Here is a 13,215-nt window from a genome sequence, read left to right on the forward strand (position 1 = left end):
CCGAGCCCCATCTTCGATGTGATCATCGCCGGCTGTGGGCCGACGGGTGCGATGCTCGCCGCCGAGCTGCGCCTGCACGACGTGCGGGTCCTTGTCCTGGAGAAGGAGACCGAGCCGACCTCGGCCGTCCGGATCGTCGGCCTGCACATCCGCAGCCTCGAGTTGATGGCGATGCGCGGACTGCTGACCCGGTTGCTCGAGCATGGACGAAAGCGTCCGGCCGCCGGCTTCTTCGCCGCCATCAACAAGCCCGCGCCCTCCGGGCTGGACTCCGCGTACGCCTATCTGCTGGGCATACCGCAGCCGGTCATCGAACGTCTGCTCGAACAGCACGCGATCGATCTGGGCGCGCAGGTCCGGCGCGGCCAGGCGGTCACCGGTCTCGCGCAGGACGACGAGGGTGTGACCGTCGAGCTGTCCGACGGGCAACAGCTGCGCACGCGCTACCTCGTCGGCTGTGACGGCGCGCGCAGCACGGTGCGCAAACTCCTGGGCGTCGGTTTCCCCGGCGAGCCCGCGCGCACCGAGACGCTGATGGGCGAGATGGAGGTGGGTGTGCCGCCGGAGGAGGTCGCCGCCACGGTGGCCACGATCCGCGAGACCCACCAGCGATTGTGGCTCCGTCCCGCAGGCGTCGGCGTCTACAGTGTCGTGGTCCCCGCGGCGGACGTCAGCGACCGCGCGCGACGGCCCACGCTTGAGGACTTCAGACAACGACTGCGGGCCGTGGCCGGAACCGATTTCGGCGTGCACTCCCCGCGCTGGATGTCCCGCTTCGGCGACGCCACCCGGCTGGCCGAGCGGTATCGGGTCGGGCGGGTGCTGCTGGCCGGCGACGCCGCCCACATCCATCCGCCCATCGGCGGGCAGGGCCTCAACCTGGGTGTCCAGGACGCGGTCAACCTCGGCTGGAAACTGGCCGCGCAGGTCCGTGGCTGGGCGCCGGAAACGCTGCTGGACACCTATCAGGCCGAACGTCATCCGGTCGCCGCGGACGTGCTGGACAACACCCGAGCCCAGACGGAACTGCTGTCCAGCGAACCGGGCGCGCAGGCCGTACGCCGGCTGCTCACCGAACTGATGGATTTCGACGAGGTGAACCGCCATCTCCTGGAGAAGATCACCGGGGTCGGGATCCGGTACGACGTCGGCGAGGGCCCTGACCTGCTCGGCCGCCGCCTGCGCGACATCGACCTGCGGCACGGCAACCTCTACGCTCTGCTGCACCGCGGCCGCGGCCTCCTGCTGGACCGCACCGAACGCCTCAGCGTCGGCGGCTGGTCAGACCGGGTCGACCACCTCGCGGACCCGACCGCGGACCTGGACGTTCCGGGTGTGCTGATGCGCCCAGACGGTCACGTCGCCTGGATCGGCGACGACCAGCAGGACCTGGACGACCACCTGTCGCGCTGGTTCGGCGAGCCCGCCGACCAGGGTCGCCGACTCTGACGGAAGACCGGTGTTGCGCCACGCGGCGGGCGGCCGAGCGTCGGCGTCAGTCGAGGACTGGCGTCGATCGCCCCTCGTCCACGGTGTACGCGCCCGTGGAGATCACGCCGAGGGTCGTGGGCGTCAGAACAGGCGTTTCCCGGTTCCGACGACGACCGGGTACTGCGGTGTGTCACTGGAAGGGGATATACCTCAGAGTCATATTCATACCTCTGAGGTATATCGCTTACCGGCGCGGCAGCGCCCGGGCGGGCCTGAGACGCGCTTTCGCGCCTGCGATGATCTGCCTGGTGTAGCGCCTGCACGAGCCTCCAACTGCCGTGGACCTGGAGCTCTCGGCCGGGAAGCTCCTTGAGCCGGCGCGCGGCGTCGACGATGCCGGTGCGGCAGGCGGAGGCTAGCTGCCCGGCCGCGGGCCGGTCTTGTACAGGACGACATCGTCGGGTCGTCGCCCGCCCGTAGCCCTCGCGCGGTGCGCCCGACGTAGCGCCGCAGCGCATGTGCCAGGTGAGCCTGGTCGAAGTACCCCAGCGCCTCGACAACCGCGCACCAGTCGAGACCGTCGCGCAGCATCGTGGCCGCGGCGTTCGCACGGTCGCTCTGGGTCGCGGCGGTCCGCGACAGGCCGGTGATCGCGCGGTGCTGCCGCTGGAGGGTCCGCGTTGACCGCGTCCGCATCGGTGTCGCGATGCGTGAATCGCAAGCCCAAGGCCCCTTCATAGCGTTCTGGCGTCGTCGGCTCCTGAGCGTAGAGGAGCGAGCAGCGGGCCAGTCGGCGCTCATTTTCGGTTTACCAGTAACGATAATCCGATAATCCACTCCCACAAAAGGGGCATACCGTGCGCACATCATAATGACAGTTATTGTGCGTAAGGGGTCAGGATGGTGTACGCGCGAGATCGCGGCTGCTGTCCAGCCTCGCGGAGCGCGGACAGCTGGTGCCCATCGGGCCTGACGAGGCTCTACCGCAGGAGGCCGCGGCATTAGTGTTCGACCGTGGACTGCTACGTCTGTGACCAGAATCGGCGGATCGACACCCTGCCGGCCCGTGAGCTCGTCGCCGCTGACGAGCACTGGCGGGTCGCCCACGCGTTCGACTCGACCTTGCCCGGGTGGCTGGTGCTCGTTCCGCGCCGGCACGTGACGTCGATCGCTGAGCTGTCCGACGCCGAGGCGGCCAGCCTCGGCACGTGGCAGGTCCGGCTGTCGCGCGCCCTGCACGCCGTGACGGGGTGCGCGAAGACCTACGTCATCCAGCTCGCCGAGAAGGAAGGTTTCGCCCACGTGCACTTCCACGTGGTGCCACGGATGCCAGATCTCCCGGCTGATCGCCGCGGCCCTGCGGTCTTCGGCTACCTGAACGCCGCCGAGGGTGACCGCCTTGACGAGGCGCAGCAGGATGACATCGCCGCCGCGCTCCGCGCACAGCTCGAACCGGCGCGATGAGGAGCTGGTGACGAAGCCCTATCCCGGGACGTACGCCGAGCGGGCCTGAGCCACCTCGGCTGCCTGGCGTTCGCGCCAGCGGCGCTGGCTGTCCCGGTTGCAGGCGCGGCACGTGCGGCGGTACCGGCCCGTCGACTCGTCGAGTTCGCGCTCGTGCCCGTTGCGGCAGGTCGGCGTCTGCGTTCTCGTGCGGCAGTTGTCCGCGTGGCTGACCTGCCGCAGGTGGGTGGGCTCGACGCAGTCCTTCGCGGGGCAGAGGTGGTCGACCTCCAGGTCGGGGTCGTACCCGCCGACGAAGACGGCGTACGCCGCGATGTGCGCCCAGGCTCTGCCGGCGACCTTCTGGTAGACGCCGCGCTGTGAGCCGTAGCCGCGGATGATCAGGCAGCCGTCGGCCTGCCGGACCGAACGCTGCAGCAGATCCTCACGCAGACTGTCCTCGGTGAAGTGTCGGGACAGGCCGTTGACCCCGCTGAGCACGCCGTCACCCTATCCGGGGAGGCGGGCCGCCTGCTCGGGCAGGTCCACGTCGGTGCCGTCGGCGACGTCGGCGCAGGGGACCAGCCGTACCTCGTCGCCCCGGGCCCGCAGGTAGTCCCGCGCGCCCCGGTCTCCGGTGGCCGCCTCGGCCGCGTCGGCCCAGTGCTGTCGGCCGAGCAGCACCGGATGCCCGCGTCGACCGTCCGCATAGGTGGCCACGGCGAGGGAGTCGGCGGTGGCGTCGCGGGCAATGCGGCGTACCGCCTCAGGGGTGAGGCCGGGCATGTCGACCAGGGTGACCACGACGGCCACGGCCGGACTGGCCGTCAGGGCGGACAGCCCGGCCCGCAGGGACGAGCCCAGGCCTGTCGCCCAGTCGTCGTTGAGCACCACGCCCGGCAGTCGCGTCCGGGAGCGGACCTGGTCGGCCTGCGCGCCGAGCACCACCACGACCGGTTGGCAGCCGGCGGCCGTGAGGATCGCCGCCGCGTGGTCCACCAGGAGTCGCCCCCGGTAGGGCAGGAGGGCCTTCGGCATGCCGAGTCGACGCCCGGCGCCGGCCGCGAGGAGCAGTCCCGCCGTCACCATGGGCCGAGCGTAGTCAGCCGCGCGCCCCTCGGCGTCGGATCGGGATGGGCTTCCGGGGGTGAACCGGTCGGCCGGGACCGCTAGCATGCATCTCGTATCTGCTGTCACGTATTTACGGTGAGGTGCCGGATGACACCGGACGAGACGTCGGCGTGGCAACGACTCTGCCCCCTGCCGATGGCCCAGGTCGACCCGCTGCCGGCGATCGCCCGTCACCTGGGTCACCCCGACACCGCCCGCCGGCTCGCGGCGGCCGACGCGGGGCGCACACCACCGGACGACGTCCTGGCCGAGCTGCGGGAGATCGGCGTCGCCGCCGTGTACGACCCCGACAGCGCCACCGCCGTGCACGTCAACGCCCTCAACGCGCAGGCCGCGCGGCACAGCGGGAGCCTCGCCATCACGCTCGGGGTCAACGCGCTGGCCCTGCTGCCGCTCTGCATCGCCGGCACGCCGGAGCAGCGCGATCGGGCGGGCGCGGTGCTGCGCGGCGGTGGCGCTGCCGCCATGCTGCTCACCGAGCTGGCGCACGGCAGCAACCTGGCCCGCACCGGCACCCGCGCCGACCCGGTCGACGGCGGGTACCGGCTGACCGGGGAGAAGCAACTGATCAACGGCGGCACCCGGCACGACCTGCTGGTCACCCTGGCCCGGCTTGCCGACACCGACCGCTTCGGCCTGTTTCTCGCCGAACGCGACGACACGGTGACGGCCCTGCCCCGGTGGCGGACGCTGCCCGCCGTTGCCGCCGACATCTCCGGCGTACGGTTCGCCGGCACCCCGGCCCAACCGATCGGCGCGCCCGGCGACGGGCTGACCATCCTGCAACTGACCCTGGCGCTGTCACGGGGTGGCATCGGCTCACTCGCCTCCGGCGCCGCCAGCGGCGCGCTCGCCCAGGCAGTGCGGTACGCCCGCGAGCGCGACGTCTACGGCGAACCGATCGTGCACCTCGGCGCGATCGCCGAACACCTCGTCCGGGCGGCGGCCCTCGACGTGCTGGTCGCGGCGACCGCCGTGAAGGCCACGTTCCTCATCAACGCGCTCGGGCCGGCCGCCGCGTACGCCGCCGCCGTAGCCAAGTACGCCTGCTGCGAGCTGGCCGAGCAGGCCGTCACCGAGGGCCGCGCGGTGCTGGGGTCGCGAGCCCTCGTCGAGGAGTTCGGGTACGCGGCGCGGGTCCGTGACGTCCTGCTCTACGGCGTGTTCGACGGCACCCGCCACATCCTGCTCGACCAGTTGCAGTGGCGGTTGGAACGCTTCGCCGCCGGCTCCGACCGCTCCGGCGACGGCTATCCGGTGCTGGCCGAGGCGTACTCCCGGACACCGCAACCGCTGGTGCGGGCCGCGCGGCTGCGGCTGCGCCCGTACGCCCCGGGCCCGGCGGCCCGCGCCGCGACGCTCGCCGCGCGGACCGGTCGTCCGGCGGCGGCCGCGCTCGGCGCGCTTCTCACCCGCCTGGTCGACCTGGTCGGGGAGGCCCGCCGCGACGGGCGGTGGGCCGCCGACCAGGCCTGGCGGTTCGCCGCCGCAGGCGTCCTCGCCGAGGCCGAGGCGTTGCTCGCCGCCGTCGAGCTGATCGACCCCGAGTGCCGTGCCGTCGCCGGCCTGCCCGGGCGGGCCGCCGCCCGGGACGAGGCGGCGCTGGGTTACGCGCTGGGCTGGCGCGGCGCCGAACTCGCCACCCGGGTCCAGGCGCTCGCCGCCGACCTGCGCGCCGACCGCCCGGCCGACACGGCACCCGGGCACCCGGACCTGGTCGTCGCGTTCGCGGGCGAGCTGGCGCCGGCCCGTGCCGCGCTGCGCCACTGGCTGACATCGCCACCCGCCGAGCGGGCGGCGACGGACGCGCTCGCAGGACCACCGACACCGGACGGACCCGACGGCGACGGCGTCCCCGGCAGATCCGCGACGGCGGACCGGCTCAGCGCCGGGATGCGGTGATGGCGCGTCAGGGTGCGTCACCGGAGCGGCGGCTACGGGTGGCGGGACAGGAAACATCGCCGGAGCGGCGGCTGCGGGTGGCGGTCGACGTCGCCGGCGCGGATCTCGGGCCGGAGCCGGTCGTCGCCGGCGCGCTGGCCGCGGCCGCCACGGTGGACATCGCGCTGGTCGGCCCGCAGGCGCTCATCCGGCCGCTGCTGCCCGGCGGTGTCGCGCCGGCGGGCGTACGACTGGTGCACGCCCCGGACGTGGTCGGCATGGGTGAGGATCCGGTGGCCGCGACGTACGCCAAGCGGCGCTCCTCGCTCCTGGTCGCCGCCGGGGAGGTGGCGGCGGGTCGGGCGGATGCCATGGTGACCCCGGGCAACACCGGCGCGGCGGTGCTCGCGGCCGCCGTCCGGCTGGGTCGGGTGCCGGGGGTGAGCAACCCGGCCCTGGCGACGGTGGTGCCGGTGCCCGGCGCCGGTCCGACAGTGCTGCTGGACATCGGCGCGACGGCGGCGGCCGTACCGGAATGGCTTGTCGAGTTCGCGGTGCTGGGCGCGGAGTACGCGCGCGGGCGGCTGGGGCTGGCGCGGCCGCGGATCGGCCTGCTGTCCAACGGGCACGAGGCGGTCAAGGGCGGGCCGGTCCGCCGCGACGCGCACCTCCTGCTGGCCACGATGCCCGGTTACAGCGGTCAGATCGAGGCGTACGACGTGCTCGGGGGCCGGGTCGACGTGGCGGTGACCGACGGGTTCACCGGCGACGTGGCGTTGAAGATGTACGAGCGGACGTTGGACGCCACGGTCGGCCTGGCGCTGGACGCGGTGCGGGCGTTCTCACCGATCGGGGCGCTGGCGCGCGAGCGGCGGCAGCGGGTGACCCGGGCGGTGCGCGACGGGCTCGCGGCCGAGCCGGGGGGAGCGCTGCTCGGCGTACGCGGTGTGTGCGTGATCTGCCACGGAACGGCCACCGCGGTCGACGTCGAGGCCAGCGTGCGCATCGCCGGGGAGTGCGTCCGCTCGGGTGTGGTCGAGCGGATCGCCGCCGCCTTCGCGGCCTCGTCGCGCCAGCGACTACGCAGCCGGCGCAGCCCTGTCGACGGGTGAGTTATCCGTTCTCGTATCTGGCTTTACACAGACAAGCGTTGATATGGTTCCGGCATTCCTGGCATGAGGGTGGTGCGATGTCACAACAGTTGATCCAGGTCAGCGATCTGCGCCGGTCGTTCGGCGCGACGACGGCGGTCGACGGGGTGAGCTTCGAGGTGGCCGCGGGCGAGGTGGTCGGCCTGCTCGGGCCCAACGGCGCGGGAAAGACCACCACGATCCACTGTCTCACCACGCTGCTGAAGCCGGACTCCGGCACCGCCCGCGTCGCCGGCTTCGACGTCGTCGCCCAGGGCGCCGAGGTGCGCCGCAGCATCGCGGTCACCGGGCAGTTCGCGGCCCTCGACGAGCTGCTGACCGGCCGGGAGAACCTGGTGCTGTTCGGCCGGCTGCTCGGTCTGGGCCGGCAGGCGGCTGCCGTCCGCGCGGACGAGCTGGTCGACCGCTTCGACCTGGGCGAGGTGGCGGGCAAGGCGGTGCGCACCTACTCCGGTGGCCTGCGCCGCCGCCTCGACCTGGCCGCGAGTCTGGTGGTCGACCGGCCCGTGCTGATCCTCGACGAGCCGACCACCGGCCTGGACCCGCGCAGCCGGCGGGCCCTGTGGGAGGTCGTCCGGGAGCTGCGCGACGGCGGCACGGCCGTGCTGCTCACCACGCAGTACCTGGAGGAGGCCGACCAGTTGGCCGGGCGGGTCCTGCTCATCGACCACGGCCGGGTCGCTGCCGAGGGCACCCCCGACCAGCTCAAGCGTCAGCTCGGCGGCGCGGTCTGCGAGGTGCGCATCGAGGACCCGCGGGCCCGGGCGGTCGCGGCCGGGCAGCTACGGGCGGCGTTCGAGGGGCTGAGCGAGGACGAGGACGTGCTGCGGCTGGCCGCCGGCTCCGGCACGCTGACCGAGGTGGTGCGGCGGCTGGAGTCGGCGGGTGTGGAGGCCGACGACGTCACCGTGCGGCGGCCCACCCTGGACGAGGTGTTCCTGTCCCTGACCGGGTCCGACGACACCGAGAAGGCGGACGCGGCGGGGGCCGGCCGGTGAGCACCACGACGGTGGTGGCGGCCAGCGGGCCGCGGCAGTTCGCCGTCCTGGCCGCCCGCAACCTGCGGCAGGCTCGCGCGGGTCGGTCGGTCGGCCTGACCGTGGTGTTCCCGCTGACGTTCTTCGCCGGTTTCATGGTGGTCTTCCAGCGGCTGATGTCCGACTACGGGATCGCCTACGAGCAGTTCCTTCCGCCCGCGATCGTCGTGCAGACCACCGCCCTGGTGGCCATGTCGGCCTGCTACCTGATCGCCGGCGACGCCCGCAGCGGCCTGATCTCCCGGTACCGGACGCTGCCGATGAGCGCGGTCGTGGTGCCGGCGGCCCGGCTCGTGGTGGACGCCGCCCGCGCCGCCGTCGCGGTGGCGGTGATCCTCGTCGCCGCGGTGCTTGTCGGTTTCCGGTTCACGGCCGGGGCGGCCCGCGCCGCGGGCTTCGTCCTGCTGGCGGTCGGCTTCGCGGTGGTGCTCGCGGCGGGCTGCGCGGCCCTGGGGCTGGGCGCCCGCGACCCGGAGCAGGTGTACTCGGCGCTGACCCTGCCGTACCTGGTGCTCACCACGGTCTCCACCGCCTTCGTCCCGGTCGACGCGTTTCCGGGTTGGCTGCAACCGGTGGTCGAGGTGTCACCGTTCTCCGCCCAGGTCGACGCGTTGCGCGCGCTGTCCACCGAGGGCGCCGACGAGAGGGTGTGGCCGGCGCTCATCTGGCTGCTGGTCCTGGGGCTGCTGTTCGGCGCGGCCGCGGCACGTTCGTTTCGGAGGAGCCGATGAGTACCGTCACGCAGGCCTCGCTGTTCGCCGGGCGTAACCTTCGCCGGTTCTTCCGGGCGCCGCCCGCGCTGGTCTACGCGTTCGCGTTCCCGGTGCTGCTCCTGCTCACCCAGTACGCGGTCTTCGGCCGGATCGTCGGTGACGGCGACCGGCAGCACTACCTGGAGCGGTTGGCCCCGCTGGTGGTGCTGTCCACCGCCGCGTTCGGGTCGCCGTCGAGCGCCGTCGGTTTCCTGCGCGACCTGCGCGGCGGGCTGGTCGACCGGCTGCGCACCATGCCGGTGGCGCCGGGGGCGCTGCTGGCCGGTCGGCTCGTCGGTGACGTGCTGCGCATCGTCGGCATCGGAGCGCTCACCACGGGCGTGGCGATGCTGCTGGGTTTCCGGTTCCGGGAGGGGCCGCTGGCCGTCGTCGGTTTCTTCGCGGTGATCGCGCTGTTCGGTGTGCTGTGGGCGGCGATCGCGTTGTGGCGGGGCTCCGGTCCCGGTGACGAGGAGTCGCTGCCGCCGTCGCTGACCGGCCCGGCGACCCTGCTGTTCATCTTCTCCTCCGGGTTCGTGCCGGTGTCGGCGTTCCCCTCGGTGGTGCAGCCCGTGGTGCGGGCCAACCCGTTCTCGGTCGCCACCGAGGCGCTGGTCGGCCTGTCCAGCGGCGGGCCGGTGCGGTGGCCGGTGCTGCAGACCCTCGCGTGGGTGCTCGGGTTGGGCACGGTCTGCCTGCTGGTGGCGGTACGCCGGTTCGGCCGCCGCGCCGACGGCTGAGCCCTCGTCAGACGGGGCTGGCCATCCGGTAAAGCATCTGCTGCCCGCCGGTGGCCAGCAACAGCCCGCTGTCGGACCAGACGCGGGCGCGGGCGCCGAGCACCCCACCGGTGGCGGCGGCGGCCTCACCCTCCACCAGCAGCCAGCCCGTGCCGTCGTCGCCGCCCTGGAAGCCCACGTACAGGTCCATGCTCGGGGCCATGAACGTGGTCCGCTCGAACGCCTGCACCACCGCCGGGAACTGCACCACGTCGACGGCGAAGACCAGTCGCGCCGCCGCCAGCCATGGGTCCGCGTCGGCCGGTAACTCCTCGTGCAGCCGTAGCCAGCCCCGGATGGTGGGCACGCCGTCGCGTTGCGGCTGCCAGCCGCCGGCCGGCCAGCCGGCCAGGCGTACCTCGTAGCACCGCTCCCAGATCGGCAGCACCGGCAGGCCGTCGCGGCGCATCAGCTCGACCAGGGTGGGCAGCTCGTCGGGCTTGGGCAGGTCCGGTGGTGGCATCCAGCGCCGTTCGGGGCCGATGAGGCCGGCGGCGATGGTCCAGACGTACGCGGCGAGCAGGATCCGGCCGCGCTGGCGCAGGGTGACGTGCAGGGCTGCGGCGCGTCGGGTGCCGTGCACGCGGGTGACCTCGACGTCGACCTCGCCGTAGCGCGGCGGCGCGAGGAACTGGCAGCTCAGGCTCACCGGCAGCATGGCGCCGGCCTCCTCGCCCGCCGCGCGCAGCGCGATCGCGGCCAGGTAACCGCCGTTGGGTCCCCAGACCGACCAGTCCTCCGACAGGTGGGCCTGGTAGTGACCGGGCGCGGTCTGCCGTACCGCGGCGTCGTCCGCGAGACTGGCCATCGAGGACCCCTTCCGGCGTCGGGACGCGTGAAAACAAGATACTGCAGATCAAAACCAGATACGAGTACGATGCGGCGCATGGATCTGCGTGACAGCGCCGAGGAGGCCGAGTTCCGGGCGGGCCTGCGGGCCTGGTTGGCGGGCGCGGTGCCGGTGACCGCCGGCCCGGACGGGGCGCCGCCGCAGGGTCGGTGGGGCGACATCGAGGCGGTGCGGTCGTTCACCCGCGCGCTGCACGCCGCCGGGTACGCGGGCCTGACCTGGCCGGCCGAGCACGGCGGGCGCGGGTTGTCCCCGGCCTACCAGGCGATCTACCTGGAGGAGACGGCCCGGGCCGAGGCCGCCGAGCACATCGGAGTCATCGGCCTGGGCATGGTCGGGCCGACCATCATCGCCTGCGGGTCGCCCGAGCAGCGCGCCTGGTATCTGCCGCGCATCCTCACCGGGGACATCATCTTCTGTCAGGGGTTCTCCGAGCCGGAGGCTGGCAGCGACCTGTCCGCCGTGCGGACGCTCGCGCGCCGCGACGGCGACGAGCTGGTGGTGACCGGGCGCAAGGTGTGGTCGTCGTACGCGCACCTCGCCGACCACTGCCTGCTGCTGGCGCGCACCGACCCCGAGCAGCGCCGCCACCGCGGGCTGACCTGCCTGCTTGTGGACCTGCGCTCGGCCGGCGTCACGGTGCGCCCGATCCGCCAGATGACCGGCGAGGCCGAGTTCGCCGAGATCGAGTTCGACGAGGTGCGGGTGCCGCTCGACGCGGTGGTCGGTGCGGTCGACGACGGGTGGCGGGTCGCGATGACCACCCTCGCCCACGAGCGGGGCACCTTCGGGTTCACCCTGACCGCCCGGCTGGACGTGGCGTTCCGCCGGCTGGTCGCGACCGCGAAGGCCCGCGGCCGCGACACCGACCCGGTCGTACGCGACCAGATCGCCGCCCGCTACGTCGAGTTGGAGGGGCTGCGCTGGACCAACAGGCGTGCTCTGGCCGCGCTGGCGCGTACCGGGGTGCCCGGCCCGGAGACATCGGTGATCAAACTGCGCTGGTCGCAGGCGCACCAACGGCTCACCACCCTCGCCGTGCAGCTGCTCGGCGATGACGCCGAACCGGACGGCTGGGACCGCTACTGGCGGCACCAGATGCTGCGCAGCCGCGCCAACACCATCGAGGGCGGCACCTCCGAGGTACTGCGCAACCTGGTCGCCGAGCGCGTACTGGGCCTGCCCCGGTCGTACTGACGCACCGACTCGCCCACGACGAGGGGAGACCTGATGGACTTCGCACTGACCGGTGAGCAGGAGGCGCTGCGGGACACCGCGGCGAAGTACCTCGCCGACGACCGGGCCGCCGACGACGGCCAGGCCTGGGCCGAAGTCACCGACCTGGGCTGGCTCGACGCGGAGCTGGGCACCGTCGAGCTGGCGCTGCTCGCCGAACGGATGGGCTGGGCGCGCAGCCCGTCACCCTGGTGGGCCACCGTGGGTCTGGCCGGCCCGGCGCTGCGGGCGGCGGGCCGGCCGGTCGCCGCTGCAGCGACGCTGGCCTGGGCGTGGGCGAACGGCCCCGGCACCCTCGCCGAGGCGGTGGCCGCCGCCCGTGGGCGGGTGTCGACCCAGGGGGTCGGCTGCGCCGTCGCCGCCGACGGGACGCTGACCGGCCGCGCGATCCGCGTGCCACACGCCCTCGACGCGGTGGACCTGGTGGTGGCCGCGACCGGGGCGTACGGCGTGGAGCTGCGCCTGGTCGACGCGTCGGCGGCGCAGGCGACGCCGGCCGGTGCCGGCGGGCAGGCGCTCGATGAGAGCCGCACCGTCTCGACGGTGGAGCTGACCGGCGTACCCTCGACGCTCCTCGTGGCCGCGGACGCCGCCGCCGACGTGCTCGCGCTGACCCGGCGGCGGGCCCTGGCGCTGCTCGCGGCCGAGGCCGTCGGCGTGGCGGCGAGGGCGCTGACCTGGGCCAGCGGGTACGCCGCCACCCGCACCCAGTTCGGAGCGCCCATCGGCGCCAACCAGGCGGTCGCGCACCCCCTCGCGGAGTGCTACGGCCAGGTCGAGACGGCCCGGTCCCTGGCCTACCGGGCCGCGTGGGCGGTCGACGCCGAGCCGGGCCGGGTCGCCGACCAGGCCGTGCTCACGGCCAGCGTGGCCGCCCGGGAGGCCGCGGTGACCGCCTGCGAGGTGGCCATCCAGACCTACGGCGGCAGCGGCTTCACGTGGGAGCAGCCGCTGCACCACTGGTACCGCCGGGCGTGGTGGCTGGCGACCTTCGACGGCACGGTCGCCGACACCCGGGCCGAACTGGCCGGCCTGTTGCTGGACGGCTGACCCCGCCACAGGCGCGCGGGTTGGGCCCACGCCGCCCGCACATCGGGGATCAGCCGTCGGTGGTGGTCAGGACGAGCCGGGTCGGTAGGAGCCGAAGCTCCACAGGTTGCCCTCGGCGTCGCGGACCGAATAGCCCTGGCCGCCGTAGTCCTCGTCGCGGAGCTTCTGCACGACCTCGGCGCCGGCGGCGACGACCCGTTCATAGTGCGCCGCCACGTCGTCGAGCACCACATAGGTCGCGGCGGGCCCGGTGCCCAGAACGAGCCGGCCGTCGCTGCCGTCCGTCTGGGAGGCGAGCATGACCATGCCGTTGCCCCAGGTCAGTTGCGCGTGACTGATGGAGTCGTCCGGGCCGGGGACGACCAGCTCCGCGCGGAAACCGACGACGTCGACAAGCCACTGGATGGCGGCCGGCGCGTCGCGGTAGCGCAGGGTGGGGATGACTTCCGGGCCTCTGCTCATACCCGAGAGTCT

13 protein-coding genes are annotated in these 13,215 nt (G+C 73.5%); 9 read left to right on the top strand and 4 right to left on the bottom strand.

Annotated elements, in window-relative coordinates:
• The first annotated feature begins 9 nt into the window (after positions 1 to 9).
• Both rox and ACFYPH_RS23745 read left to right on the top strand, forming a co-directional pair.
• The gene (gene rox / locus ACFYPH_RS23740) at positions 10 to 1,449 is read left to right on the top strand and encodes a rifampin monooxygenase (RefSeq protein ID WP_387184895.1); all 1,440 of its coding nucleotides are present in this window, start codon (positions 10 to 12) and stop codon (positions 1,447 to 1,449) included.
• Between the two features lie 996 nt (positions 1,450 to 2,445).
• Positions 2,446 to 2,895 (top strand): HIT family protein, encoded by a 450-nt coding sequence (locus ACFYPH_RS23745; RefSeq protein WP_387184629.1) that lies wholly within the window; start codon positions 2,446 to 2,448, stop codon positions 2,893 to 2,895.
• Positions 2,896 to 2,913: 18 nt separating this feature from the next.
• Here the strand turns inward: ACFYPH_RS23745 and ACFYPH_RS23750 are convergent, their stop codons facing one another.
• The gene (locus tag ACFYPH_RS23750) at positions 2,914 to 3,375 is read right to left on the bottom strand and encodes an HNH endonuclease (protein ID WP_387184632.1); all 462 of its coding nucleotides are present in this window, start codon (positions 3,373 to 3,375) and stop codon (positions 2,914 to 2,916) included.
• 9 nt (positions 3,376 to 3,384) lie between these two features.
• Positions 3,385 to 3,963 carry a nucleotidyltransferase family protein gene (locus ACFYPH_RS23755; RefSeq protein ID WP_355069124.1) on the bottom strand — a complete coding sequence of 193 codons (579 nt, stop codon included), beginning with the start codon at positions 3,961 to 3,963 and terminating at the stop codon, positions 3,385 to 3,387.
• Positions 3,964 to 4,092: 129 nt separating this feature from the next.
• Between ACFYPH_RS23755 and ACFYPH_RS23760 the strand changes: the two genes are divergently transcribed.
• The 5 genes from ACFYPH_RS23760 to ACFYPH_RS23780 all read left to right on the top strand — a co-directional run bounded on the left by ACFYPH_RS23760 (position 4,093) and on the right by ACFYPH_RS23780 (position 9,566).
• Positions 4,093 to 5,907, top strand: coding sequence for an acyl-CoA dehydrogenase family protein (locus ACFYPH_RS23760; protein ID WP_387184635.1), 1,815 nt, complete (start codon positions 4,093 to 4,095; stop codon positions 5,905 to 5,907).
• Positions 5,907 to 6,998 carry a phosphate acyltransferase PlsX gene (locus ACFYPH_RS23765; protein ID WP_387184638.1) on the top strand — a complete coding sequence of 364 codons (1,092 nt, stop codon included), beginning with the start codon at positions 5,907 to 5,909 and terminating at the stop codon, positions 6,996 to 6,998. The genes ACFYPH_RS23760 and ACFYPH_RS23765 overlap by 1 nt, the downstream gene beginning before the upstream one ends.
• Before the next feature lie 77 nt (positions 6,999 to 7,075).
• Positions 7,076 to 8,035, top strand: a complete 960-nt coding sequence (locus ACFYPH_RS23770; protein ID WP_387184641.1) for an ATP-binding cassette domain-containing protein — start codon at positions 7,076 to 7,078, stop codon at positions 8,033 to 8,035.
• Positions 8,032 to 8,805, top strand: a complete 774-nt coding sequence (locus tag ACFYPH_RS23775) for an ABC transporter permease (RefSeq protein WP_387184643.1) — start codon at positions 8,032 to 8,034, stop codon at positions 8,803 to 8,805. The genes ACFYPH_RS23770 and ACFYPH_RS23775 overlap by 4 nt, the downstream gene beginning before the upstream one ends.
• A complete protein-coding gene (locus ACFYPH_RS23780) occupies positions 8,802 to 9,566 on the top strand; it encodes an ABC transporter permease (protein ID WP_387184646.1) in 765 nt (254 codons plus the stop codon). The genes ACFYPH_RS23775 and ACFYPH_RS23780 overlap by 4 nt, the downstream gene beginning before the upstream one ends.
• Before the next feature lie 7 nt (positions 9,567 to 9,573).
• Here the strand turns inward: ACFYPH_RS23780 and ACFYPH_RS23785 are convergent, their stop codons facing one another.
• Positions 9,574 to 10,413: an acyl-CoA thioesterase gene (locus ACFYPH_RS23785; protein WP_387184649.1), complete on the bottom strand. Its 840-nt coding sequence runs from the start codon at positions 10,411 to 10,413 to the stop codon at positions 9,574 to 9,576.
• A gap of 78 nt (positions 10,414 to 10,491) precedes the next feature.
• Between ACFYPH_RS23785 and ACFYPH_RS23790 the strand changes: the two genes are divergently transcribed.
• Both ACFYPH_RS23790 and ACFYPH_RS23795 read left to right on the top strand, forming a co-directional pair.
• Positions 10,492 to 11,652 carry an acyl-CoA dehydrogenase family protein gene (locus ACFYPH_RS23790; protein WP_387184651.1) on the top strand — a complete coding sequence of 387 codons (1,161 nt, stop codon included), beginning with the start codon at positions 10,492 to 10,494 and terminating at the stop codon, positions 11,650 to 11,652.
• A 33-nt stretch (positions 11,653 to 11,685) separates the two neighbouring features.
• The gene (locus tag ACFYPH_RS23795; RefSeq protein WP_387184654.1) at positions 11,686 to 12,741 is read left to right on the top strand and encodes an acyl-CoA dehydrogenase family protein; all 1,056 of its coding nucleotides are present in this window, start codon (positions 11,686 to 11,688) and stop codon (positions 12,739 to 12,741) included.
• Between the two features lie 66 nt (positions 12,742 to 12,807).
• Here the strand turns inward: ACFYPH_RS23795 and ACFYPH_RS23800 are convergent, their stop codons facing one another.
• Positions 12,808 to 13,203, bottom strand: coding sequence for a VOC family protein (locus ACFYPH_RS23800; RefSeq protein WP_387184657.1), 396 nt, complete (start codon positions 13,201 to 13,203; stop codon positions 12,808 to 12,810).
• Between the last annotated feature and the right edge of the window lie 12 nt (positions 13,204 to 13,215).

The organism is Micromonospora sp. NPDC005252, from assembly GCF_042872475.1.
Lineage (GTDB): Bacteria > Actinomycetota > Actinomycetes > Mycobacteriales > Micromonosporaceae > Micromonospora.